The sequence below is a fragment of the Acidovorax sp. GW821-FHT11A03 genome (assembly GCF_058809075.1).
Window position 1 is genome coordinate 375340 of sequence record NZ_JBXASG010000002.1, and the last position, 22661, is coordinate 398000.

At 67.0% G+C, this 22661-nt stretch carries 22 protein-coding genes; 5 read left to right on the top strand and 17 right to left on the bottom strand.

The window, feature by feature from the left end; all coding sequences use genetic code 11:
* Positions 1-41: 41 nt before the first annotated feature.
* The 7 genes from AC1RVY_RS05465 to AC1RVY_RS05495 form a co-directional block, all read right to left on the bottom strand.
* The gene (locus AC1RVY_RS05465; RefSeq protein ID WP_492805664.1) at positions 42-1094 is read right to left on the bottom strand and encodes a glycosyltransferase family 2 protein; all 1053 of its coding nucleotides are present in this window, start codon (positions 1092-1094) and stop codon (positions 42-44) included.
* On the bottom strand, positions 1052-2239 hold the full coding sequence (locus tag AC1RVY_RS05470; protein ID WP_492805666.1) for a DUF1972 domain-containing protein: 1188 nt from the start codon (positions 2237-2239) through the stop codon (positions 1052-1054). The genes AC1RVY_RS05465 and AC1RVY_RS05470 overlap by 43 nt, the downstream gene beginning before the upstream one ends.
* A gap of 2 nt (positions 2240-2241) precedes the next feature.
* Positions 2242-2787: a dTDP-4-dehydrorhamnose 3,5-epimerase gene (rfbC, locus tag AC1RVY_RS05475; protein ID WP_218293183.1), complete on the bottom strand. Its 546-nt coding sequence runs from the start codon at positions 2785-2787 to the stop codon at positions 2242-2244.
* Positions 2788-2793: 6 nt separating this feature from the next.
* Positions 2794-3678 (bottom strand): glucose-1-phosphate thymidylyltransferase RfbA, encoded by an 885-nt coding sequence (rfbA, locus tag AC1RVY_RS05480; RefSeq protein ID WP_492805668.1) that lies wholly within the window; start codon positions 3676-3678, stop codon positions 2794-2796.
* A gap of 13 nt (positions 3679-3691) precedes the next feature.
* Positions 3692-4582, bottom strand: coding sequence for a dTDP-4-dehydrorhamnose reductase (gene rfbD, locus AC1RVY_RS05485; RefSeq protein ID WP_492805670.1), 891 nt, complete (start codon positions 4580-4582; stop codon positions 3692-3694).
* Positions 4579-5673 carry a dTDP-glucose 4,6-dehydratase gene (gene rfbB, locus AC1RVY_RS05490; protein ID WP_492805671.1) on the bottom strand — a complete coding sequence of 365 codons (1095 nt, stop codon included), beginning with the start codon at positions 5671-5673 and terminating at the stop codon, positions 4579-4581. Before rfbB ends, rfbD begins: the two co-directional genes overlap by 4 nt.
* Positions 5674-5784: 111 nt before the next feature.
* Entirely contained in the window at positions 5785-7773 is a 1989-nt protein-coding gene (locus tag AC1RVY_RS05495) for an SDR family oxidoreductase (RefSeq protein ID WP_218293179.1), read from the bottom strand.
* Positions 7774-8000: 227 nt separating this feature from the next.
* Between AC1RVY_RS05495 and AC1RVY_RS05500 the strand changes: the two genes are divergently transcribed.
* From AC1RVY_RS05500 to AC1RVY_RS05510, 3 genes are all read left to right on the top strand, one after another.
* The gene (locus tag AC1RVY_RS05500) at positions 8001-8603 is read left to right on the top strand and encodes a phasin family protein (RefSeq protein ID WP_218293178.1); all 603 of its coding nucleotides are present in this window, start codon (positions 8001-8003) and stop codon (positions 8601-8603) included.
* A gap of 249 nt (positions 8604-8852) precedes the next feature.
* A complete protein-coding gene (locus tag AC1RVY_RS05505) occupies positions 8853-9515 on the top strand; it encodes a TetR/AcrR family transcriptional regulator (protein ID WP_218293177.1) in 663 nt (220 codons plus the stop codon).
* A 79-nt stretch (positions 9516-9594) separates the two neighbouring features.
* The gene (locus tag AC1RVY_RS05510) at positions 9595-10368 is read left to right on the top strand and encodes a tetratricopeptide repeat protein (RefSeq protein ID WP_492805673.1); all 774 of its coding nucleotides are present in this window, start codon (positions 9595-9597) and stop codon (positions 10366-10368) included.
* Positions 10369-10469: 101 nt separating this feature from the next.
* Here AC1RVY_RS05510 and AC1RVY_RS05515 read toward each other — a convergent pair whose 3' ends face one another.
* On the bottom strand, positions 10470-11237 hold the full coding sequence (locus AC1RVY_RS05515) for a type III pantothenate kinase (protein WP_218293175.1): 768 nt from the start codon (positions 11235-11237) through the stop codon (positions 10470-10472).
* A gap of 177 nt (positions 11238-11414) precedes the next feature.
* Here AC1RVY_RS05515 and lysM point away from each other — a divergent pair, with 177 nt between their 5' ends.
* Positions 11415-11897 carry a peptidoglycan-binding protein LysM gene (lysM, locus tag AC1RVY_RS05520; protein WP_218293174.1) on the top strand — a complete coding sequence of 161 codons (483 nt, stop codon included), beginning with the start codon at positions 11415-11417 and terminating at the stop codon, positions 11895-11897.
* Positions 11898-11984: 87 nt separating this feature from the next.
* On the opposite strand, the gene AC1RVY_RS05525 is transcribed toward lysM, so the two are convergent.
* The 7 genes from AC1RVY_RS05525 to AC1RVY_RS05555 form a co-directional block, all read right to left on the bottom strand.
* The gene (locus tag AC1RVY_RS05525; protein WP_218340516.1) at positions 11985-12401 is read right to left on the bottom strand and encodes a rhodanese-like domain-containing protein; all 417 of its coding nucleotides are present in this window, start codon (positions 12399-12401) and stop codon (positions 11985-11987) included.
* A gap of 71 nt (positions 12402-12472) precedes the next feature.
* Positions 12473-13450: a M48 family metallopeptidase gene (locus AC1RVY_RS05530; protein WP_492805967.1), complete on the bottom strand. Its 978-nt coding sequence runs from the start codon at positions 13448-13450 to the stop codon at positions 12473-12475.
* Between the two features lie 164 nt (positions 13451-13614).
* Positions 13615-14361 carry a lysophospholipid acyltransferase family protein gene (locus AC1RVY_RS05535; protein WP_218293171.1) on the bottom strand — a complete coding sequence of 249 codons (747 nt, stop codon included), beginning with the start codon at positions 14359-14361 and terminating at the stop codon, positions 13615-13617.
* Positions 14362-14425: 64 nt separating this feature from the next.
* Positions 14426-15040: a D-glycero-beta-D-manno-heptose 1,7-bisphosphate 7-phosphatase gene (gmhB, locus tag AC1RVY_RS05540; RefSeq protein ID WP_218293170.1), complete on the bottom strand. Its 615-nt coding sequence runs from the start codon at positions 15038-15040 to the stop codon at positions 14426-14428.
* Between the two features lie 52 nt (positions 15041-15092).
* A complete protein-coding gene (glyS, locus tag AC1RVY_RS05545) occupies positions 15093-17237 on the bottom strand; it encodes a glycine--tRNA ligase subunit beta (RefSeq protein ID WP_492805676.1) in 2145 nt (714 codons plus the stop codon).
* Positions 17238-17259: 22 nt separating this feature from the next.
* The gene (gene glyQ / locus AC1RVY_RS05550) at positions 17260-18165 is read right to left on the bottom strand and encodes a glycine--tRNA ligase subunit alpha (protein WP_056413984.1); all 906 of its coding nucleotides are present in this window, start codon (positions 18163-18165) and stop codon (positions 17260-17262) included.
* Positions 18166-18651: 486 nt separating this feature from the next.
* Entirely contained in the window at positions 18652-19722 is a 1071-nt protein-coding gene (locus AC1RVY_RS05555) for a type II asparaginase (RefSeq protein WP_492805678.1), read from the bottom strand.
* Positions 19723-19891: 169 nt separating this feature from the next.
* Here AC1RVY_RS05555 and AC1RVY_RS05560 point away from each other — a divergent pair, with 169 nt between their 5' ends.
* Positions 19892-20797, top strand: a complete 906-nt coding sequence (locus AC1RVY_RS05560; protein WP_492805680.1) for a LysR family transcriptional regulator — start codon at positions 19892-19894, stop codon at positions 20795-20797.
* 53 nt (positions 20798-20850) lie between these two features.
* Here AC1RVY_RS05560 and fabB read toward each other — a convergent pair whose 3' ends face one another.
* Positions 20851-22065, bottom strand: coding sequence for a beta-ketoacyl-ACP synthase I (fabB, locus tag AC1RVY_RS05565; protein WP_218293166.1), 1215 nt, complete (start codon positions 22063-22065; stop codon positions 20851-20853).
* Positions 22062-22592 carry a 3-hydroxyacyl-[acyl-carrier-protein] dehydratase FabA gene (gene fabA / locus AC1RVY_RS05570; protein ID WP_218293165.1) on the bottom strand — a complete coding sequence of 177 codons (531 nt, stop codon included), beginning with the start codon at positions 22590-22592 and terminating at the stop codon, positions 22062-22064. Before fabA ends, fabB begins: the two co-directional genes overlap by 4 nt.
* Between the last annotated feature and the right edge of the window lie 69 nt (positions 22593-22661).

Below are 22661 nucleotides of genomic sequence, written 5' to 3' on the forward strand. Positions count from 1 at the left end.
CAAAATACCCAGGCATGATTTGCATCACCCGCAGGGGCGAATCACTTGAACCACAACAAACAGCGGCTTAATCGATCCAGCTCGGGACCCACATAATATTGGCGATATCCCACAATCCTCGCCACAAGCGGCCCGTCCCTCCACGCCAGGTATTTTGACACGTAGCCCTCGTCCAGCCCCAGGGCTCGCAACCGCTGCTGCAGCGCCCGGGCCTGCAGATAGGTGCCCTCTCCCAGCGACCTGACGCGCCTGACGACCCCGCGGCCGTTGGTGAAAAAGCGCAGCAAGCGCGTCCCCAGGCTGCGGTCCTTGGCGCCCAGTTGATTGGCGCCATGCTGGCGGTACAGGATCTGCGGGGTGCGAAGGAAGCTCCGACGGCCACTCCCGCTCACCAGCGCACACCACCAGTCATGCATGATGGCATGGGGCGGCATGGGCAAGGCCATCTGCAGCAGGGTGCGGTTCACCATCATCGTGCATCCCGTCACCTCGTTCACGCTGAGCAGGGAGAGCGGGGAACATTGCCGGGGATCCATCCTCTGGTACGCGGCGAACGAATCGGAGATCACATTCAGGCTCTCGTCGACCACGGTCAGATCGCCATGGACCAGGCAGGGCAGGCCACGCCCTCCTTCCTCCTCCATCCGCATCATCTCCTGCAACGAAACCTCTATTTTCCGGGGCAGCCAGACATCGTCCTGGTCCGAGAACACGGCCCATTCCGCCAGCCCGTCACGCAGGCTGGCTGCCATGAGATTCTCGAAATTGCGGACAACCCCATGGCCACGCGACGGATGGGGCAGCACCACAAGCCGCTCGCCAAAGCGCTCCTTGTAGCGCGCCAGGATCGCCAGCGTCGCATCCGAGGAGCCATCGTCGCTGACCAGGAGCCGGAAGTTCCTGTGGGTCTGGGCCCAGATCGAGTCGAGCTGGCCTTCGAGGTACTTGGCCCCGTTGTAGGTTGCCAGCAGCACATCCACCAGCGGCAGCGCCGTGCTGGCAGCCCCGCCGGATCCAGCGGGCAAGGAAATGGGCCCATCCGCGTGGGAGATCACGGCGCCCTCGTGCCTGCCGCCGCGCTGCGAGGGCGGCATTCCGAATCCATCAGCGCCTCATAGGCATCCGTGATGCCATCCCAGGTGTAGTGCTCCGCCACAATGCCCCGCGCGCGCTGGGCGCGCCGGGGCCGCAGGGCGTCCGACTCGCGCACCACCAGATCCAGGCTGCGCGCGAGCTGCTCGGGGGTCGCAAAATAGTCGGCCGCATCGCGCGCAACCTCGCGGTTGAACGGGTTGTCGTGCGCTATCACCCAGCTTCCACAGGCCAGGGCCTCCAGAAGCGAAGGGTTCGTCCCCCCCACCGAATGGCCATGCAGGTAGCAGGCGGCATGCACGCGCAGGCTCGCCAGCTGCCCGCCGTCGTAGATGCCCCCGATGAACCGCACGCGCTCACTCGCGTGCTGCTGCAACTGCCGCTGGTAGGCCGTGGCACCCGAGACATCCCCCACGATGACGAGTGGCCAGTCTCCGCCGTGCATCACATGGCCCTGGATGATCTCGAGGATATGGTTCTCTGGCTCGGGCCGCGCCACCACCAGCATGTACCGATGGGCTTGCAGGCCCCAGAGGGAAAGCACGGCAGGGTCCACTTGCCGCCCCTCGACCAGTTCCGCGCCGTAGGCGATGAAGCTCGACGGCGCCCCCCGGGGATAGGTCTGGCGGAACCGCTGCGCAATGGCCTCGGCGTCGGCGATGAGGCGCGTCGCGGCCTTGGTGGTTACCCATTCCATGCAACGCAAATACAGGCGCGCGCCCCGGCCCCATTTGCTGCGGGCCCATTCGAGCCCATCCACGTTGATCCAGACCGGGACACCGAACACCCGGGGCCACCAGCAGGCCCATGCAGCGCCATAGCCCAGCATGTAGACAAGGTCGTAGCCACGGCAGGCATCCCAGAGGCAAGCACAATCGTAGGCCAGGACCGATGCCGCCCCCCACCGCGGACGGCGCTTGTACCGCACGCGAACACCCTGGTAGAAAGTGTCCTGCACCGACGACTCGCCGGTTTCCGCATACACGGTGACCTCATGGCCCCGCGCCACCAGGCGGGTAGCGAGCTGTTCGGCGAATGTCTCGAACCCCCCATAACTCGCCGGAATGCCCCGGGCTCCGAGGATGGCGATCCGCAGCGCGGCCGGATTTGTGCGGGCGCCGGTCGCAAGCACCTGCGTCGGTGCCAAGCTCAAAGGTCCGCCTCGGCGAACCAGCGTCCCGCCTGGTCCTTCGCGGACAGCTGGATGGCGGCATCGACGGCAGGCCAGGCGATGGCCAGCTGTGGATCGTCCCAGCGGATGCAGCGTTCGTGCTCAGGGCTGTAGTAATCGGTGGTCTTGTAGAGGAAATCAGCCGATTCGGACACCACCAGGAAACCATGGGCAAGCCCCGGCGGCACCCAGAGCTGCCGGTGGTTGTCTTCCGTCAGCAGCGCTCCGACCCACTGGCCAAAGGTGGGCGATCCCTTGCGGATGTCAACGGCGACATCAAACGCCGCGCCCCGCACCACCCGCACCAGCTTGCCCTGGGCCCTGGGAGGCAGCTGGTAGTGCAGGCCACGCAGCACGCCCTGGCTGCTTCGGCTGTGGTTGTCCTGCACGAAGTCGCACTGGACACCGGTAGCCTCCTGGAAGGCCTGCTGGTTGAAGCTCTCGTAGAAGAACCCCCGGCTGTCGCCGAACACCTTGGGCTCGATCAGTACGACATCAGGGATGGATTGGCGGATGGAATGCATGGCGGTTCAATAAACTTTGTCGTTCAGCAGGCGCTGAAGGTACTGGCCGTAACCGTTCTTGGACAGAGGCTGGGCCAGGCGCTCGAGCTGGGCACTGTCGATCCAGTTCGAGCGCCAGGCGATTTCTTCAGGGCACGCGATCTTGAGGCCCTGGCGGTGCTCCAGCGTGGCAATGAACTGGCTGGCCTCCAGCAGGCTCTCGTGGGTGCCCGTGTCCAGCCAGGCGTAGCCACGGCCCATGATCTCGACATTCAGCTGGCCCTGGTCCAGGTACAGGCGGTTCAGGTCGGTGATTTCAAGTTCACCCCGTGGCGACGGCTTGAGGCTCTTGGCCATCTGTGCCACCTGGCAGTCATAGAAGTACAGGCCGGTGACGGCATAGCTGCTCTTGGGCTGGGCGGGCTTTTCCTCCAGGGACAGCACCTTGCCCTGCGCGTCGAATTCAGCCACGCCATAGCGTTCCGGGTCGTGCACATGGTAGGCAAACACGCTGGCACCCACCGTGCGCTGCTGTGCATTGCCGAGCAGCTCATGGAAATCATGGCCGTAGAAGATGTTGTCCCCCAGCACCAGGGCACTGGGCGCGCCGTCCAGGAATGCTTCACCGATGATGAAGGCCTGGGCCAGGCCATCCGGGCTGGGCTGCACGGCATATTGCAGGTTCAGCCCCCACTGGCTGCCATCGCCCAGCAGTTGCTCGAAGCGCGGGGTGTCCTGCGGCGTGCTGATGACCAGGATGTCACGGATGCCCGCGAGCATCAGCGTGCTCAGCGGGTAGTAGATCATGGGCTTGTCGTAGACCGGCAGCAGTTGCTTGCTGATGGCCAGGGTGGCCGGGTGCAGCCGGGTGCCAGAGCCTCCGGCGAGGATGATGCCTTTGCGTTGCGTCATGGTCAGGTGCCGTTCAGAGAGTTTCAGCCAGCATGCGCGCCACGCCAGACTGCCAAGGCGGCATCTGCAGGCCAAAGGTGGCCTGCAGCTTGCCGGTGTTCAAGCGCGAGTTGTGCGGGCGCACCGCAGGGGTGGGGAATGCGCTTGTCGGAACTGGCGCCACTTCTGTTGCTTTGATTTCAATAGCAGGTTGTACAAGCTGTGCTTGCGCAAGAACGTATTTTGCGTATTCGTTCCAGTTCGTCTCGCCGGCCGCCACGCAGTGGTAAAGCCCGGCGTCCTGCGGGCGCTGCTGCAGGTGGCGCAGTGCATGGGCGGTCACATCCGCCAGCAGGTCCGCGCCGGTGGGGGCTCCCCACTGGTCATCGATGACGGTCAGGCGATCGCGCTCCTGGGCCAGGCGCAGCATGGTCTTGGCGAAGTTGCCGCCGCGCGCGGCGTAGACCCAGCTGGTGCGCAGGATCAGGTGCTTGGCACCGGCCTCTGCGATCAGCTGCTCGCCTTCGAGCTTGGTGCGGCCGTAGACGCTCAACGGGGCAGGCGCATCGGTCTCCACCCAGGGGCGGCGGCCGCTGCCGTCGAACACATAGTCGGTGCTGTAGTGCACCAGCCAGGCGCCCAGCCGCGCAGCCTCCTGCGCGATGGCGCCGGGAGTGGTGGCATTGAGCGTGCGCGCAAAGTCGGCCTCGCTCTCGGCCCTGTCCACGGCGGTATGGGCCGCGGCATTGACGATGACGTCGGGGCGCAGGGCGCGCACCGTGTCGACCACCCCTGCCGGGTTGGCAAAGTCGCCGCAGTGGTCGGTGCTGTCATGGTCCAGGGCCGTTACCGTGCCCAGCAAGGACAGGCTGCGCTGCAGCTCCCACCCGACCTGGCCGCCCTTGCCAAAGAGCAGGATGTTCATGCGCTGGCGTCCGCGACGGCAGCGGCTGGTGCCTCCTGCGCGTACTGGGTCTGCACCCAGTCGCGGTAGGCACCGGTCTGCACGCTGGCCACCCAGTCGGCATGCTCCAGGTACCACTGCACCGTCTTGCGGATGCCGGTGTCGAAGGTTTCGGCAGGCTTCCAGCCCAGCTCGCGCTCGATCTTGCGCGCGTCGATGGCGTAGCGGCGGTCGTGGCCGGGGCGGTCCTTCACATAGGTGATCTGGGTGCGGTAGCTCTGGCCGTCGGCACGGGGGCGCAGCTCGTCGAGCAGCGCACACACCATGTTCACGATCTCGATGTTGGGCTTCTCGTTCCAGCCGCCCACGTTGTAGGTCTCGCCAGGGGCGCCGGCTTCCAGCACGCGGCGGATGGCGCTGCAGTGGTCCTTCACGTAGAGCCAGTCGCGCACCTGCATGCCGTCGCCGTACACCGGCAGGTTCTTGCCGGCCAGGGCGTTGACGATCATCAGCGGGATCAGCTTCTCGGGGAAGTGGTAGGGCCCGTAGTTGTTGCTGCAGTTGGTGGTGAGCACCGGCAGGCCGTAGGTGTGGTGCCAGGCGCGCACCAGGTGGTCGCTGGCGGCCTTGCTGGCGCTGTAGGGGCTGTTGGGCTCGAAGCCGCGTGTCTCGGCGAAGGCCGGGTCGGTGGGGGCCAGCGATCCGTACACCTCGTCGGTGGACACATGCAGGAAGCGGAACGCCGCGCGCTCGCACTCGGGCAGCGCGCTCCAGTGGGCGCGCACGGCCTCCAGCAGGCGGAACGATCCCACGATGTTGGTCTGGATGAAGTCTTCCGGCCCGTGGATGGAACGGTCCACATGCGACTCGGCCGCGAAGTTGACCACGGCGCGGGGCTTGTGCTCGGCCAGCAGGCGGGCCACCAGGGCGGTGTCGCCGATATCGCCCTGCACGAAGATGTGGCGCGCATCACCCTGAACACTGTCCAGGTTGTGCAGATTGCCAGCGTAGGTGAGCTTGTCGAGGTTGACCACGGGCTCGCTGGAGACAGCAAGCCAGTCAAGAACGAAGTTGGCGCCAATGAAACCCGCGCCGCCAGTAACCAGAATCATAGGGAGGGCTGTGTGAAATGCCAGCTCGGCAGAACCCGCGATTATCCCACCCTGCCCGGCCACCAGGTAACAGAGTTCAACGCATGGGCATCTGCGCGGGGCGGACGGTCGTCAGAAGTGGATGCCGCGCATCATCTGCTGCAGCGCCACCGCCTCGGCCGACAGCTGCGGCTTGGCGCCCTTGTCACCCTTGGCGGCGGCGGTGGAATCCGGGAACATGCGAAAGCTGGTGTTCATCGTGATCTGCGCCACGCGGGGCACCAGCGCATGCAGCAGCTGGCCGGTGATGCCCAGGCGCGTGGCGATGCGCACCGGCTTGAAGATGCAGGCCTGGGCGATCATGTCGGCCGCCTCCTCGGGGCTCAGCGTGGGCACATTGTTGTAGATCTTGGTGGGCGCGATCATGGGCGTGCGCACCAGCGGCATGTTGATGGTGGTGAAGGTGATGCCCTGGTCGGCGAACTCGCTCGATGCGCAGCGTGTCCAGGCATCCAGCGCCGCCTTGCTGGCCACATAGGCCGAAAAGCGCGGCGCGTTGGTCAGCACGCCGATGGAGCTGATATTGACCACATGGCCCTTGCGCTTGGCCACCATGCCGGGCAGAAAGCCCATGGTCACGCGCAGGCAGCCGAAGTAGTTGAGCTGCATGGTGCGCTCGTAGTCGTGGAAGCGGTCGTAGCTCGACTCGATGGCACGGCGGATGGAGCGGCCGGCGTTGTTGATCAGGAAGTCCACGCCGCCGTGGTTGTCGATCAGCAGCTGCACGAAGCGGTCGCAATCGGCCATGTCGGCGATGTCGGCCGAATACGCGATGAAGGCGTAGCCCTTGGCCTTGGCCTCCGCGCACGCCTCGTCGAGCTTGTCCTGGTCACGCCCGCAAATGATGGTGGTCGCACCCGCCTCGGCGAACTTGTGCGCCGCCGCCAGGCCGATGCCCGAAGACCCCCCGGTGATCAGCACGACCTTGCCCGCCACCGTGCCCTTGAGCGTGCGATCGATGAACAGCTCGGGATCAAGATTGCGCTCCCAGTAGTCCCACAGGCGCCAGGCGTAGTCCTTGAGGTTGGGGCAGGTCACGCCCGAGCCCTTGAGCGCCGCCAGCGTTTCGCGGCAGTCGAAGCGCGTGGGGTAGTTCACGAAGGTGAGCATGTCCTCGGGCAGGCCCAGGTCCTTCATGACGGCATTGCGCACGCGGCGCACGGGCGCCAGGGCCATCAGGCTTTTCTTGATGCTCTTGGGGATGAAGCCGAGCAGCGCGGCGTTGACGAACAGGTTCATGCGCGGCGCATGCGCGGCGCGGCTGAAGATGTCGAGCACATCGCCCACGCGGTAGCCGACCGGGTCCACCAGATGGAAGCACTTCTTGCCGATGTCCTTCTGGTGGCTGATGACGTTGAGCGCGTTCACCACGAAGTCCACCGGCACGATATTCACGCGCCCGCCCTCCAGGCCCACGGTGGGCATCCAGGGCGGCAGCAGCTGGCGCAGGCGCTGGATGAGCTTGAAGAAGTAATACGGGCCGTCGATCTTGTCCATCTCGCCGGTCGTGCTGTCGCCCACCACCATGGCGGGGCGGTACACCGTCCAGGGCACCTTGCAGTCCTGGCGCACGATCTTCTCGCTCTCGTGCTTGGTCTGGAAGTACGGGTGGTCCAGGCCCTCGGCCTCCTCGAACATGTCCTCGCGGAACACGCCTTCATACAGGCCCGCGGCAGCGATGGACGAGACGTGGTGAAAGTGCCCGGCGTCGATGGCCTTGGCCAGATCGACCGTGTTGCGCGTGCCCTCGATGTTCACGGCGACCTGGGTTTCCTCGTCTGCGGAGAGGTCATACACGGCGGCCAGGTGGTAGAAGTGGTCGATCTGCCCCTTGAGCTTCTTGACGTCTTCCGCAGCCACACCCAGCTTCTTCGCGGTGAGGTCGCCAAACACGGGAATGGCGCGCGTGGCACCCACGCCCCAGAAGCTGCGCAGGTCGGCCACCTTGTCCGCGCTTTCCTTGCGAAGCAGGAAATGCACCACCGCGCCCTTGCGCTCCAGCAGCTTCTTGACCAGCCGCTTGCCAATGAAACCCGTTGCCCCCGTCACGAAATACTGCATGGAAAACTCCTGTGAGATAGCTTCATTCTTGCCCAAGGCCTGCGCGCACCGATTCAGCAGAAACCCGCGCCGATCCTAGGGCCCGCAGCCCGGCGCGGGCTAGACGGCACGCTCTACATTTTTAGGAGCGCGCGCCTACACCTTGCGCGCCGCGCGGCGTACAGTGCGGCCATGCGTCAGAGGCAATCCGCCCTGGCAAACCCACCCAACCGCACAACGGAGGCCCCATGGTCAAGAAACTGCAGAAACTCAGCGCCGACAAGAAAAAGAGCAACGCCCAACTGTCCAGCACCGTCAAGGACTCCGCCCAGCAGATCTGGCTGGCGGGCCTGGGCGCCTTCTCCAAGGCGCAGGAAGAAGGCGGCCGGGTGTTCGAAGCCCTGGTCAAGGAAGGCCTGACCATCCAGCGCAAGACCCAGGCCGTGGCCGAGGAAAAGATCACCGAGGCCACCAGCCGCGTGACCACCATGGCCAGCGACATCGGCTCCAAGGCCCAGGGCCAGTGGGACAAGCTCGAGAACATCTTTGAAGACCGCGTCGCCAAGGCCCTGTCCAAGCTGGGCGTGCCATCGGCCCGCGACCTGCAGGCACTGAGCGCCCGCGTGGATGCACTGGCCAAGGGCGGCAAGGCAGCCCCCGCCAAGGCCGCAGCTGCCGCAAAGCCCGCCGCCAAGGCCCCGGCCAAGAAGGCCCCCGCGAAAAAGGCGGCCCCTGCCAAGGCGGCTGCAAAGCCCGCCGCCAAGGCCGCTCCGGCCAAGAAGGCCGCCGCCAAGAAGCCTGCCGCACGCGCGGCAGCCGACACCGGCGCCAACACCCCATCGGGCAGCTGATTGCACATCAGGCAGGCGGCAGGCAACACCACCGTGCCGCCCCTGAAAAAAAGGCGGCCAACGCGCGAGAGCGTGTTGGCCGCTTTTTTTGGCCGGAGCCCACGCCTTCGCGCCAGGCCGCCCACGGCAGGGCTACAGCGGCGCTGATATGCAGGCGCGATGCCGCAGTGCAGCATTTCTGTGTCGGTTAGAGTAACCACCAGAGACATCGAAACAACGACGCAAAACGACGCGAAGGGGCCCGCACACATGGTGAAGAAAGCGCCACGCCGCACCGCAGAACGCATTCTGGAAGTGACGCTGGACCTGTTCAACCGGTTCGGCGAACCCAACGTCTCCACCACCCTGATTTCCGCCGAGCTGCGCATCAGCCCGGGCAACCTCTACTACCACTATCCCGCCAAGGATGAGCTGATCAACGCGCTGTTCGACCGCTACGAACGCTCGCTCACCGAACTCCTCACGGCCAGTGACGGCGTGCGCAATGTGGAGGATGCCTGGTTCTTCATGCACACGCTGTTCGAGCTGATCTGGCAGTACCGCTTCCTGTACCGCGACCTGAACGACCTGCTGTCCAAGAACCGGCGCCTGGAAACCCACTTCCAGGCCATCCTCAAGAACAAGACCCGGGCCGTGCGCGCCATGCTCGATGGCATGGGCCGCGCGGACAGCCTGCACATCGACTCGCGCGAGCTGGAAGCCACTGCCACCAGCATGGTGGTGGTGCTGACCTATTGGCTGAGCTTCGAGTACGTGCGCGACCCGCGCCGCGCGCTGGAGCCTGAAAGCGCCCAGGCCGCGCTCCTGCGCGGCGCCCACCATGTGCTGAACCTGCTCATGCCCTACCTCGAAAGCAGCCAGCGGGCCCATCTGCTGGAGCTGGTGGGCGCTTACGCCGCTGCGCCGGGATAGGCGCAGACAGCAAGCACCCGCCTCACGGCAGCACGACAGGGCACCCCCCCTCCCACAAGAACTTCAGGAGACACACACCATGGCCAAATGGACCCCCTTCCCCCACGCAGGCGACTATGCGTTCGACGCCGCGAGCGTCAAGAAGCACTGGGCCCGGCTGCACAGCGGCGATGCCGAGCCCTGCCCCAAGGACACCGCGGTGCTCGAAGCCTGGGCGATGTTCCACAACGGCGACTTCGAGAAGGCAGCGGCGGCCGGCCTGGCGGCTGGCGGCCCTGGCATCACGGTGGCCAACAAGGCAGCCTCCATCTACGCCAACTACCTGGAGCAAAGGGAAAAGACCCGGCTCGACCTCTTCACCCAGGTGGCGGAGCGCGCCGAGGCGCAGGCCGCGGCGGAGCCCGGCAACGCCAATGCCTGGTACTGGCACGCCTACGCCCTGGGCCGCTACAGCCAGGGCATCAGCGTGGCCAAGGCGCTGGCGCAGGGCCTGGGCGGCAAGGTGAAGGAATCGCTGGAAAAGGCCATCGCGCTGTCGCCCAAGCACGCCGATGCACGCATCGCGCTGGGCGCATTCCATGCCGAGGTGATCGACAAGGTGGGCTCGCTGATTGGCGGCATGACCTACGGCGCGAAGAAGGACACCGGACTCAAGCTGTTCCAGGAGGCCCTCAGGCTCAACCCCGGCTCGGCCATCTGCATGATCGAATACGCCAACGCCCTGGTCATGCTCGAAGGCGACAAGAAGATGACGGAAGCCACCGGGTTCTACGAAAAGGCTGCCGCCAGCGAACCCGCCGATGCGATGGAGCGCCTGGACGTGGAGATGGCGCGCGCCGAACTGGAAGATTGAATTCGGAACACCCCCTGGCCTGGCCGCGCCCGTCCTGAAAATCCAGGACCGCCCGTGGCGCCGCGGAATGCGGCCGGGCCGCGAAGCCCGCGCGCTCCAGGTCAGCCGGCAAAGCGGCGCAAGGCAATCTCCAGCAGGCCGTCGAAGATCAGGTTGTCCACCAGTTCGAAAGGGCGCGTCATGCTGGGCGCCATCTTCCAGCCCGCGCCGCCGGTCATCAGGCACGCCGGCTCCTCGCCGCAGTGCTGGATGACGTGCTGCACCATACGCTCCACGGCCCCCGCGATCGCATAGGTGCCGCCGCTGGTGAGGGCATCGCTGGTGTTGGTGGGAAACATGCGCACCTCGCCCGTGGGCACGTGCAGCCCGGCGGTCCCGGACTCCAGCGCGCGCAGCATGATGCCGTGGCCCGGCAGGATGAGCCCGCCCATGAACCGGCCCTCGGTGTCGATGCACTCCACCGTGACCGCCGTGCCCACCATGACGACCACCAGCGGCCGCGCCGGGCCCTGGCGCAGCACATGGTGGCGCGCACCGACCATGGCGACCCACCGGTCGGAGCCCAGGCGCGAGGGATGGTCGTAGCCGTTGGCAAGGCCTGCCTCCTGCGCCGACGACACCACCCACGAGGGCTCGACGTTCCAGATCTCCATCTGCTCCTCGACCCGGCGCTTGACGGCGTCGCCCGCCACCACGCACCCCAGCATGCGCTGGGGGTGCGGCAAGGGCGCCCAGCTGCCCTCGGCCAGGCGGTCGATGTGGTCCAGAAACTCGGCGCCATGCGCCAGCAGCGCAGCCCCGGGGCGGGGAGCGTCGTACAACGCCCATTTGAGACGGGTGTTGCCGACGTCGATGGCCAGAAATGTCATGCGGGGGATTATCCCGAGTTTTGCGGCGCCCCCGCGTACCCGCGGCGACAGGCGCCGGCGGCGGGATGGCGCGGAAAGAATGTCAAAAATCGTTTCGCGCGCCTGTGCGACACACCAGCGCCACGCTTTGCACGCTACAGTGGTCGTTCCTGTTTCTGCAACTTTAGGAGGTACGACATGGGTCTTTTCAGTTTCATCAAGGAAGCCGGCGAAAAGCTGTTCGGCGGCAAGGAGGCCCAGGCAGCCACGGCCGCTGCGCCCACGCAGGATGAACTCAATGCCAAGGCGGCCAAGGCCATCGAGACCTACATCGCGGCCCAGAACCTGGGCGCCAGCAACGTGCAGGTGGCGTTCGACGGCACGCAGGGCAAGGTCACCGTGAAGGGCACCGCCCCCACGCAAGGCGCCAAGGAAAAAGTCACCCTGTGCTGCGGCAACGTGGCCAGCGTGACCAGCGTCGAGAACCTGATGGAGGTGACCAATCCCGAGCCCGAGGCCCAGTACCACGACGTGGTGCGCGGCGACACGCTCAGCGCCATCGCCAAGAAGTTCTATGGCGACGCCAACAAGTACCCCGCGATCTTCGAGGCCAACAAGCCCATGCTGACCCATCCCGACAAGATCTACCCCGGCCAGAAGCTGCGCATTCCGCCGCTTTGAGCAGGGCAAGACGTCCTGACGGGCAAGCGGGCCACCAGGCCCGCTTTTTTTTGGGCGCGCCCATCGCGCGCACCGGCGGGTCGTCTCTCAGTTCTGCCGCCAGGGCAGCCCGTGAAAGCGCCAGCCGCCCTTCCTGCCGCGCTGGCCCTGGGCGTCGGCATCTCCCTCGAAACCTTCCAGGATGTTGTAGGCCGTGAAGCCCAGTTCGGTGGCGCGCCGCGCCGCGGCGATGGAGCGCACGCCGCTGCGGCACAGCATCACCAGCGTGGCGCCGGCGGGTGCGGCCGCGCGCAGCTGGGTGTCGAATCCAGCGTTCAGGGCCATGCCTGGCCACTGCTTCCAGGCCACGGCGGCGCCCCCGGGCACCTGTCCCACCCATTCGCGTTCGGCGTCGCTGCGCACGTCCACCAGCACGGCCTGGCCGGCCTGCATCCACTGCCAGGCCTGCTGCGGCGTGACATCGCCCGCGTAGCCTTCGGCGGGAGTGATCGTTGGGATGGTCATCAGCTAGCTCCTTTCATCTCGGTTAACCGGTCCACGGGACGGGCCCACGGCCCGCCACAGGGGCGAATGCGTCACTCCCACAACGGAGCGGGTTCATCGCGCAGGCGGCTGCGCAGCACCGCGTAGTCGGGCACCACGGTGGCCACGGTGTCCCAGAAGCGCGGGCTGTGGTCCATCACGCGCAGGTGGGCCAGCTCGTGCGCAACCACATAGTCGATGATGGCCGGGCGGTAGTGCAGCAGGCGCCAGTTCAGGCGGATGGAGCCGTCGGCCTTGGCGCTGCCCCAGCGGGTCTGCGCGCTGGACAGGCGCAGGCTGGCCCAGCGCACCCCCAGCAGCGGGGCGAAGTGGTCCAGCCGCGCGGTGAAGTGACGGCGTGCATCGCGCATGAGCCAGGCCTGCACGGCGTCGCGGATCTGGGCGGCGCTGGCACTGTGAGGCAGGCCGATGTGCAGACTGCGGGCGACGGCGATGCCCTCTTCCCCGGCCGAGGGCGGCGCGGACGGCACCAGCGCCCCGCCCCTGCCGGCAAAGCCATGGCTTGGGTCCAGCACCACCGTGAGGGGCTCGCCCAGGTACGGCAGCACCGCGCCATGGGCCCAGACGATGCGGCCGCCTTCCATGCGCTGCTGGCGCTCGCGGGCCTCCGACAGCTTGCGCAGGATCCAGTCCGACTTGTCGCGCAGCGCGGCGTCCACCGCCGAAAGGGTCACCCAGCTGGGCGCGCGCACCGACAGGCCATCCGCGCCCACGGTGAAGCCGATGGTGCGTCGCCGTGCGCGCTGCAGCGCATAGGCGACCACGGCGTCGCCCAGCAGCACTTCGCGGCTGGCCTGCGGGTGGCGGAACTCGGCCGGGGACAGCAGGGACGGCAAGGGCACCGCCGGTGCCGCAGGCCTGCTTGCTATCGTTCTAGGAGCTACCGGCGCTTGATCATTCTGCGCCAGCGGCGCTCCAGGCTTGAAACCTGAAGCCTGCGCCGCCGATGCCGCAACCGGTGCGGCCGGCGGGTCGAAAAGGTCGAGCGCCAATTGCACAAGCCGGTGCATGGAATCAATAGCTCCCCAGCGGCGAGCAGCCATCCAGAGCATCCGGCACCGGCGCCGCCCAGGCCAGCGGCCGCCGCGCCAGGGCCGCCCCGCCACGCTGGCGGCGCCTTGCCGGCATGCGCTGGTGGCGCCCTCGCGCAGCGCGGCACTTCAGGAGAAGCAGCTCAGGGGGTGTTCTCATAGGCCTCGGGGTCCAGGCGGCGCATCTCGGCCTCGATCCAGGCCTCGACCTCGCGCATCAGCTCGTCGGGCTGGCGGCCCACGCTGGAAATGGGTTTGCCGATGGACACGTCCACCACGCCGGGCCGCTTGATGAAGGCCTTGCGCGGCCAGACCTTGGCCGAGGTCACGGCGATGGGCACCACGGGCGCGCCGGTGTCGATGGCCAGGCGCGTGCCCCCGGTCTTGTAGTTGCCCTTGCGCCCGCGCTCGATGCGCGTGCCCTCGGGGAACATGATGATCCAGATGCCCTTGGCCAGCAGGTCCTTGCCCTGCTGCACCACCTTGTTGAACGCCTGCGTGCGCTGGTTGCGGTCGATGTGGATCATGTCCAGGCGGCCAATCGCCCAGCCAAAGAAGGGAACGTAGAGCAGCTCCTTCTTGAACACGTAGGCCAGCGGGCGCGGCATGATCGTGGGCATGAGGAAGGTTTCGTACGTGGACTGGTGCTTGACCAGCAGCACGGCCCCGGCGTTCTCGCCCTGCGGGAGGTTTTCCATGCCGGTCACATGGGCGCGGACGCCCAGGATCACCCGGGCACCGCTGATGCACAGCGACAGCCATGCCCGTGCGATGCGGTACAGCGGCCCTCCCCGCACGCCCAGCAGGGTGCCCAGCATGATGGCCAGCGCATAGGGCACGACGGTGATGCCCATCCAGAGAAGGTGAATGACGGAACGGATAAAAGCCATTTTTAGGAGTTTTCGGCTGCCAGCGCTTTATCATCAAGCGCTAGCAGCTATTAAATTAATAGCATCAAGACGATGGGGCACTGCCGTGCAGGGGCAGGGGAATGGCCGCCAGCGCTGCCGCCGGCACCTGCACCGCGGGCAGCAGCTGGTCCACGAAATCCCCCAGGCTGGCGTGCACCAGCGTGCCCGCCGGAATGCCCGCCGGCAGCGGCCCGCCGGGGTGCACCTGGGCCGACTGCCCCGTGCACACCAGGTGCAGCTGCGCGCCCAGCGCGGCGCCGGCCTGCAGATGGGCGGCACAGCTGCCCACCACCCGCACGTCCTGCCGCTCCACGCCATAGCGGTCGCTGATCTGCTCCAGCAGGCCCGGGGCGGGCTTGCGGCAGGCGCACTCCTCGTCGGCCGCGTGTGGGCAGTAGAACACCGCGTCGATGCGCCCCCCCACGGCGGCCACCTGCCGGTGCATCTTGGTATGGATGGCATTGAGGGCCACCACGTCGAACAGCCCCCGGCCCAGCCCCGGCTGATTGGTCGCCACCACCACATGCCAGCCGGCATGGTTCAGGCGCGCGATGGCTTCGAGCGCGCCCGGCACGGCGGTCCACTCGTCGGCGGAGGTGATGTAGTCCTCCCCCAGCGGGTTGAGGGTGCCGTCGCGGTCGAGGATGGCGAGTTTCATGGGGCTTGGTTACCTTGTGAGAATCGCCAGCCTATCAGCTTGGGCCATCCGGTCAAACGGCCAGGCGCGAGAGGTCGGCCACGCGGTTCATCGCGTTGTGCAGCATCTTGAGCAGACCCAGGCGGTTCATCCGCACATCCAGCTGCTCGGCGTTGACCATCACGTCGTCGAAGAACGCATCCACCGGCGCGCGCAGCACGGCCAGGGTCTGCAGGCTGGCGGTGTAGTCGCCCGCGTCGAACTGGGCGTTGGCCTCGGGCACGAAGCGCTGCAGCGCGGCGTAAAGGTCCTGCTCGGCCTTTTCCTGCAGCAGGTCGGGGTTGACGTGGGCATCCACCGGGCCCTCGATCTCGGCCTTCTTCAGGATGTTGCCCACGCGTTTGTTCGCCGCGGCCAGGGCCGGGCTTTCGGGCAGTGCGGCAAAGGCGCGCACGGCCGCGAGCTGCTTTTCGACCAGGGCCAGGCGCTGCGGGCGCAGGGCCATGACGGCGTCGACCTCCTGTGCGCGGTAGCCCTGCTCGCGCAGGCTGCCGGCGAGGCGGTCGTAGATGAAGTCGGCCAGGGGCGCCGATGCGTCGGTGATCTTGTCGCCAAAGGCGGGCACGGCACCGGCCAGCAGGTCGTTGAGCTGCAGTGGCAGGTCTTTTTCGACCAGCATGCGGATCACGCCCAGCGCATGGCGGCGCAGCGCGAACGGATCGCGGTCGCCGGTGGGCAGGTTGCCGATGCCGAACATGCCGACCAGGGTTTCCAGCTTGTCGGCCAGCGCCACCACCACGCCGGCGGTGTTGCGCGGCAGCGTGTCGCCCGCAAAGCGGGGCTTGTAGTGGTCTTCGATGGCGTGGGCCACGGTCTCGCCCAGGCCGTCGTTCAGGGCGTAGTAGCCGCCCATGATGCCCTGCAGCTCGGGGAACTCGCCCACCATGTCGGTCACGAGGTCGGTCTTGGCCAATTGCGCGGCTTTGTCGGCATCAGCGACCAGCGCAGCATCGCCCAATTGCGTGGCAATGGCTTTGGCTATTGACCTAACGCGCTCCACGCGCTCGCCCTGTGTGCCCAGCTTGTTGTGATAGACCACCTTGGAGAGGCCCTCGACGCGCGAGGCCAGGGTCTTCTTGCGGTCCTGGTCGAAGAAGAACTTCGCGTCGGCCAGGCGCGGGCGCACCACGCGCTCGTTGCCGCCGGTCACGAAGCTCGTGTCTTCGGGGCTGATGTTGCTGACCACCAGGAACTTGTGGGTGAGCTTGCCCGCGGCGTCCAGCAGCGGAAAGTACTTCTGGTTGGCCTTCATCGTGAGGATGAGGCACTCCTGCGGCACATCGAGGAACTCGGTCTCGAACGAGCAGGTGACCACGTTGGGGCGTTCGACCAGCGCGGTCACTTCGTCGAGCAATGCCTCGTCTTCGATGGGGCGCGCGCCGTTGCCCACCTGGGCGGCGGCCGCGGCCAGTTGGCGGGCGATCTCGGCCTTGCGCTCGGCAAAGGAGGCGATCACGGCGCCGTCCTTCTTGAGCGTGGCGGCGTAGCTGTCGGCGTCTGCCAGCACCACGGGCGACACGGCGGCTTCAAAACGGTGGCCCTGCGTGCTGTTGCCCGCCGACAGGCCCAGCGCCTTCACCGGCACCACGGTGCTGCCGTGCAGCGCGACCAGGCCGTGCGCGGGGCGCACGAAGTTCACGCTGGTCCAGCCGGGCAGTTCGCAGTCGGTCTCGAGCTGGTAGCTCATGACCTTGGGGATGGGCAGCTTGGCAATCGCCTCCTGCAGCGCTTTCTGTAGGCCGTCCTGCAGCGTAGCGCCAGGCACCACGCTGTCGTAGAACAGCGCCTCGGCCTTGCCGTCCTGCGCGCGCTTGAGCGCCGCCACGGCGGCTGCCGGGTCGGACACATCCGCGCCGAGGGCCTGCAGCTTTTTGAGCAGTGCCGGGCTCGCGTTGCCGCTGGCGTCGAGCCCCACGGCCACAGGCATGAGCTTTTGCTGCACGGCCTTGTCGGCGGCCTTGTCGGCCACGCCGGTCACGTGCGCGGCCAGGCGGCGGGGCGAGGCAAAGGGCGTGACCACGGACGCTGCCGTGGCCAGGCCCTGCGCCTTGAGCTGGTCGCCCAGCACGGTGGCAAAGGCATCGCCCAGCTTTTGCAGCGCCTTGGGCGGCAGCTCTTCGACAAACAGTTCTACGAGAAGGTTTTGGGTCGTCGTCATGTTCTTGTTCTCTTTCGTCCGCTCAGGCTGCCTTCTTGGCCATTTGCTCCACCCACTCGCGCGGCGCCATGGGGAAGCCCAGGCGCTCGCGGCTCTCGTAGTAGCTTTGCGCCACGGCACGGGCCAGGTTGCGGATGCGGCCGATGTACGCGGCCCGCTCGGTCACGCTGATCGCGCCGCGCGCGTCCAGCAGGTTGAAGCTGTGCGCGGCCTTGAGCACCTGCTCGTAGGCGGGCAGCGCCAGTTGCTGCTCCATCAGGTACTTGGCCTGCTTTTCGTGCGCGTTGAAGGCGGTGAACAAGAAGTCCGCGTCGCTGTGCTCGAAGTTGTAGGTGGACTGCTCCACCTCGTTTTGCTTGTACACGTCGCCATAGCTCAGCGTGTCGGTCCACTTGAGGTTGTAGACGTTGTCCACGCCCTGCAGGTACATGGCCAGGCGCTCCAGGCCATAGGTGATCTCGCCGGTGGCGGGCTTGCAGTCGATGCCGCCGACCTGCTGGAAGTAGGTGAACTGCGTCACCTCCATGCCGTTGAGCCACACCTCCCAGCCCAGGCCCCAGGCGCCCAGCGTGGGGTTCTCCCAGTCGTCTTCGACAAAGCGGATGTCGTTCTTCTTGAGGTCGAAACCGAGGGCTTCGAGCGAACCCAGGTACAGCTCCAGGATGTTGGCCGGCGCGGGCTTGAGCACCACCTGGTACTGGTAGTAGTGCTGGAGGCGGTTGGGGTTCTCGCCGTAGCGGCCGTCCTTGGGGCGGCGGCTGGGCTGCACATAGGCGGCCTTCCAGGGCTCGGGTCCGATGGCGCGCAGGAAGGTGGCGGTGTGCGAGGTGCCGGCGCCCACTTCCATGTCGTAGGGCTGCAAAAGAGCGCAACCCTGCGCGTCCCAGTAGGACTGCAGCTTCAAGATGATTTGCTGGAATGTCAACATGGCGTCTGTGGCACTGGCAAGCCAGGGCCGGGCAAGTAGGAGGAGAAAAGAAAACGATGCAAGGCGTGGGCGCAAGGCCTGCCGACCACCCCGGGCAGCACGGACGGGCATCGCACACGCGAACCGATCATTTTACGGCGCCGCAGCAAGGCCGCCCTGCAAACACCGCGACGCCACCGCCAGTCGCTGCCAGCAGCCAGAGGTCGAAACCGCCCGCCCCATGAAAAAAGGCCAGAGCCCTCGTGGAGCCCCAGCCTTTCCAACCCATCCGCGCCGCCCATAAGCCACCGCGTGCAGGTGCCGCCCTTGCAGGCAACCATCGGTGCACAGCAGTGCACCAAATCAGTAAAAAATCCGTCGCTCGCCACACCCAGCCCGTACAACAAGGCGCGCCGTTATCGCGAGAGCACCCGTGGATCTGGCTCCGCCAGTCCACCGGGTGCGTCCCCCTCAGGGGGGAAGGCGCGCAGCGCCTCAGGGGGGAGCTCAATACTCCCAGAAGATGCGTTGCAGCTCTTTGCTGTCGTTGGTCTTGGTGAGCGCCACCATGGCAAGGATGCGGGCCTTTTGCGGACGCAGGTCATGCGCCACCACCCAGTCGTACTTGTCGTCGGGCTGCTCGGCGTTGCGCAGCACGAAACCGTCGGGCACGCGGGCCGAGCGCACGATCTGCACGCCCGCCGCACGCAGCGCCTTGAGCGAATCCACCGCCTGCGCGGCCACCGAGCCGTTGCCCGTGCCGGCGTGGATCAGCGCCTTCACGCCGGCCTTGCCGTAGGCCTCGATGCCCGTGGTATTCATGTTGCCGTAGCCGTACACGATGTCCACGGCGGGCAGGGCCTGGATCTCGTCGATGTTGAACTCGGAATTGGCGGTGTGGCGCTTGACGGGCGCGCGGAACCAGTAGTTCTTGCCCTCCACCACCATGCCCAGCGGGCCCCACTGGCTCTTGAAGGCCTCGGTCTTGATGTTGATGGTCTTGCTCACGTCGCGGCCGCTCTGGATCTCGTCGTTCATGGTGACGAGCACGCCCTTGCCGGCGGCGTCCTTGCTGGCCGCCACGCTCACGGCGTCGTACAGGTTCAGCGCGCCGTCGGCCGACAGGGCCGTGCCGGGGCGCATGGAGCCGACCACGACGATGGGCTTGTTCGTTCGCACGACCAGGTTCAGGAAGTACGCGGTTTCTTCCAGGGTGTCGGTGCCGTGGGTGATGACGATGCCGTCCACGTCGGCCTGCTTGGACAGGGCCGAGACACGCTGGCCGAGCGTGAGCAGGTGCTCGTTGGTGAAGCTCTCGGAGGCGATCTGGAACACCTGCTCACCCGAGACCTTGGCGACGCTGGTCAGTTCCGGCAGGCCCGCCAGCAGTTTGTCGACCGGTACCTTGGCCGCGGCGTAGGTGGCGCTGTTGGCGGCCGAGGCGCCCGCACCGGCGATGGTGCCGCCCGTGGCAAGCACCACGACATGGGGCTTGGCGGCCTGGGCCATGGCCACGGCCGAGGCGGCGGACAGCAGCAGGCCGGCCAGCCAGCGGTGCACGGGGGGGGAAATGCGCATGACAGAAATCTCCAGACAGTTGTTATGAAGAGGCGGCCAGCGGAATGCGCTGACAACCCGGCCGCTCGTTGGCGGTGCCGGATCGTATGAGAGAGTCACACACATCGTTAGGGAATAATCAGCCTCTTCTTGTGAATTTCACTCATACCCCTACCACTGGACCCTGGCCATGAACCTGCGGCAACTTGAGGTGTTCCAGGCCGTTCTGCAAACCGGCAACATGAGCGCCGCGGCGCGGCTGCTGTGCATCACCCCCTCGGCCGTGAGCAAGGCCGTGGCGCACACCGAGCTGCAGCTGGGCTACCGGCTGTTCGTGCGCACGCCGGCCGGCCTCACGCCCACGCCCGAGGCGCAGGTGCTGGCCACCGAGTCCACGGGCATCCACCGCCAGCTCGACGCCCTGCGCCGCACGGCGCGCAACCTGGGCACCAGCGACACGGGCGACGTGCGCCTGGCGGCCATCCCCTCGATCACGCACGAGTTCCTGCCCCTGGTGCTGCAGGAGCATGCGCTGCGCTACCCGCAGGTGGGCGTGGAAGTGCGCACCATCCACCAGGACCAGATGACGCAGGCCCTGCTCACGCGCAGCGTGGATTTCTGCCTGGGCTTCTACAAGCACCCGCACCCGCAGATCCGCAGCGATCTGCTGGTCAGCGGGCGCATGTACCTGGCGGTGGCGCAGTCCGTGTGGACGCGCGCGCCGCGCGCCGTGGCGCCCAGCGCCCGGCTGGCGCAGGTGCCGGTGATCCGCCTGGTGGGGGACGACCCCATGCGCCAGTCCATCGACGACCTCGCACAGCGCCTGGGCACGCCCGCGGGGCCGGGCCTGCAGGTGCAGACCTCGCGCCTGGCGCTGGACCTGATGCGCCGGGGCATGGGCTGGACGGTGATCGACTTTCTCACCGCCACCCAGCTCGACCCCGGGACCATGGTGGCGCTGGAGCTGCACGAGCTGCCGCCCATGTCGCTGTACAGCTACCACGCCCGCGCCCTGCCCCAGGGCCTGCCCGCCACGCGCATGCTGGCCATGCTGCCGGGGCTGCTGCACCGAGCCCTTTCGGCAAAGGCGGTATGAAAAAACCCGCCCATCCCTCGCAGGATGGCGGGTTGCGCTGAAAACCTCGCGGCTCAGTTATCCCAGCGGCGCAGCACCAGGCTGGCGTTGGTTCCGCCGAAGCCGAAGCTGTTGGACAGTGCCGTGCGGATGGGCGCATCGCGCGTCTCGCGCACCAGGGGCATGCCCTCGGCGGCGGGCTCCAGCGTCTCGATGTGGGCCGAGCCCGCGATGAAGCCCTGGCGCAGCATCAACAGGCAGTAGATCGCCTCCTGCACGCCCGTGGCGCCCAGCGAGTGGCCGGTGAGCGACTTGGTGGACGAGAACGGCGGAATCGCGTCGCCGAACACCTCGCGGATGGCGCGCAGCTCGGGCACGTCGCCCACGGGCGTGGAGGTGCCGTGGGTGTTGATGTAGTCGATGGGTTCGCTCACGGTGGAGATGGCCTGGCGCATGCAGGCGATCGCGCCGTCGCCCGAAGGGGCCACCATGTCGGCGCCGTCGGACGTGGCGCCGAACCCGATGACCTCGCCCAGGATGGTGGCGCCGCGCGCCTGCGCATGCTCCAGGCTCTCCAGCACCACGGCGCCGCCGCCGCCCGACAGCACGAAGCCGTCGCGGTTGGCGTCATAGGCGCGCGAGGCCTTCTCGGGCGTGGCGTTGTAGGCGCTGGACATGGCGCCCATGGCGTCGAACAGCAGGCCCATGCCCCAGGTGACCTCCTCGCCGCCGCCGGCGAACATCACGTCCTGCATGCCCCAGGCGATCTGCTGGGCGGCCGCGCCGATGCAGTGGGCCGAGGTGCTGCAGGCCGAGGTGATGGAGTAGTTGATGCCCTTGATGCCGAAGTTGGTCGACAGGCAGGCGGACACGGTGGAGCTCATGCAGCGCGTGACCTGGTAGGGCCCCACGCGGCGGATGCCCTTGCTGCGCAGGATGTCCGCCGCCTCGATCTGGTTGGCGGGCGAGCCGCCGCCCGAGCCCATGATGAGGCCGGTGCGCGGGTGCGACACCTGCTCGGGCGTGAGGCCCGATTCGGCGATCGCGTTGGCCAGCGAGATGTGCGCATAGGCTGCCGCATCGCCCATGAAGCGCAGCTGCTTGCGGTCGATCAGCTCTTCGAGGTTGATCTGCGGCACGCCCGCCACCTGGCTGCGCATGCCCAGCTCGGTGAACTGCGGCATGGCACGGATGCCCGAGCGGCTCTCCCGCAGCGACTGCGTGACGGTGCCCATGTCGTTGCCGATGCACGAGACAATTCCCGCGCCCGTGATCACCACGCGTTTCATGCTGCGGCTCCTTGTGCGGCGCCATCTTCCTCGCGTTTGAACAAGCCCACACGCAGGTCGTTGGCCACGTAGATTTCCTTGCCATCGGCCAGCAGCCGGGCATCGCCAATGGCCATGACCAGCTTGCGCTTGATGACGCGCTTGATGTCGATTTCGTAGGTGACGAGCTTCACGTCCGGGCCCACTTCGCCGGTGAACTTGACCTCGCCCGCGCCCAGCGCCCGGCCGCGGCCAGGCAATTGCAGCCAGGTCAGGTAAAAGCCGATGAGCTGCCACATGGCGTCCAGCCCCAGGCAGCCGGGCATGACCGGGTCGCCCTGGAAGTGGCAGGCAAAGAACCAGAGGTCCGGGCGCACGTCAAGTTCGGCGCGGATCTTTCCCAGCCCGTGCGCGCCACCATCGCTGTCGATGTGCGTGATGCGGTCAAACATCAGCATGGGCGGCAGCGGCAGGCGCCCGCTGTCAGCGCCGAACAGCCGGCCCTCGCCCGAGGCGATCAGTTGTTCGTAGGAAAAGGAATCAGCCATCTTCAGTCGTGCTCCAGAACAGCGGTGGGCCCGCTTCAAATCATCGTTGTATGCAAACACAAGCCCCCG

Coding starts and splice junctions, on each gene's coding strand:
- AC1RVY_RS05465 (WP_492805664.1), bottom strand. CDS start 1,094: ATGCCGCCCTCGCAGCGCGGCGGCAGGCACGAGGGCGCCGTGATCTCC.
- AC1RVY_RS05560 (WP_492805680.1), top strand. CDS start 19,892: ATGAACCTGCGGCAACTTGAGGTGTTCCAGGCCGTTCTGCAAACCGGC.
- glyQ (WP_056413984.1), bottom strand. CDS start 18,165: ATGTTGACATTCCAGCAAATCATCTTGAAGCTGCAGTCCTACTGGGAC.
- fabA (WP_218293165.1), bottom strand. CDS start 22,592: ATGGCTGATTCCTTTTCCTACGAACAACTGATCGCCTCGGGCGAGGGC.
- lysM (WP_218293174.1), top strand. CDS start 11,415: ATGGGTCTTTTCAGTTTCATCAAGGAAGCCGGCGAAAAGCTGTTCGGC.
- AC1RVY_RS05535 (WP_218293171.1), bottom strand. CDS start 14,361: ATGGCTTTTATCCGTTCCGTCATTCACCTTCTCTGGATGGGCATCACC.
- gmhB (WP_218293170.1), bottom strand. CDS start 15,040: ATGAAACTCGCCATCCTCGACCGCGACGGCACCCTCAACCCGCTGGGG.
- AC1RVY_RS05500 (WP_218293178.1), top strand. CDS start 8,001: ATGGTCAAGAAACTGCAGAAACTCAGCGCCGACAAGAAAAAGAGCAAC.
- AC1RVY_RS05530 (WP_492805967.1), bottom strand. CDS start 13,450: ATGCACCGGCTTGTGCAATTGGCGCTCGACCTTTTCGACCCGCCGGCC.
- rfbD (WP_492805670.1), bottom strand. CDS start 4,582: ATGAACATCCTGCTCTTTGGCAAGGGCGGCCAGGTCGGGTGGGAGCTG.
- fabB (WP_218293166.1), bottom strand. CDS start 22,065: ATGAAACGCGTGGTGATCACGGGCGCGGGAATTGTCTCGTGCATCGGC.
- rfbB (WP_492805671.1), bottom strand. CDS start 5,673: ATGATTCTGGTTACTGGCGGCGCGGGTTTCATTGGCGCCAACTTCGTT.
- AC1RVY_RS05510 (WP_492805673.1), top strand. CDS start 9,595: ATGGCCAAATGGACCCCCTTCCCCCACGCAGGCGACTATGCGTTCGAC.
- AC1RVY_RS05495 (WP_218293179.1), bottom strand. CDS start 7,773: ATGCAGTATTTCGTGACGGGGGCAACGGGTTTCATTGGCAAGCGGCTG.
- rfbA (WP_492805668.1), bottom strand. CDS start 3,678: ATGACGCAACGCAAAGGCATCATCCTCGCCGGAGGCTCTGGCACCCGG.
- glyS (WP_492805676.1), bottom strand. CDS start 17,237: ATGACGACGACCCAAAACCTTCTCGTAGAACTGTTTGTCGAAGAGCTG.
- AC1RVY_RS05515 (WP_218293175.1), bottom strand. CDS start 11,237: ATGACATTTCTGGCCATCGACGTCGGCAACACCCGTCTCAAATGGGCG.
- AC1RVY_RS05505 (WP_218293177.1), top strand. CDS start 8,853: ATGGTGAAGAAAGCGCCACGCCGCACCGCAGAACGCATTCTGGAAGTG.
- AC1RVY_RS05525 (WP_218340516.1), bottom strand. CDS start 12,401: ATGACCATCCCAACGATCACTCCCGCCGAAGGCTACGCGGGCGATGTC.
- rfbC (WP_218293183.1), bottom strand. CDS start 2,787: ATGCATTCCATCCGCCAATCCATCCCTGATGTCGTACTGATCGAGCCC.
- AC1RVY_RS05555 (WP_492805678.1), bottom strand. CDS start 19,722: ATGCGCATTTCCCCCCCCGTGCACCGCTGGCTGGCCGGCCTGCTGCTG.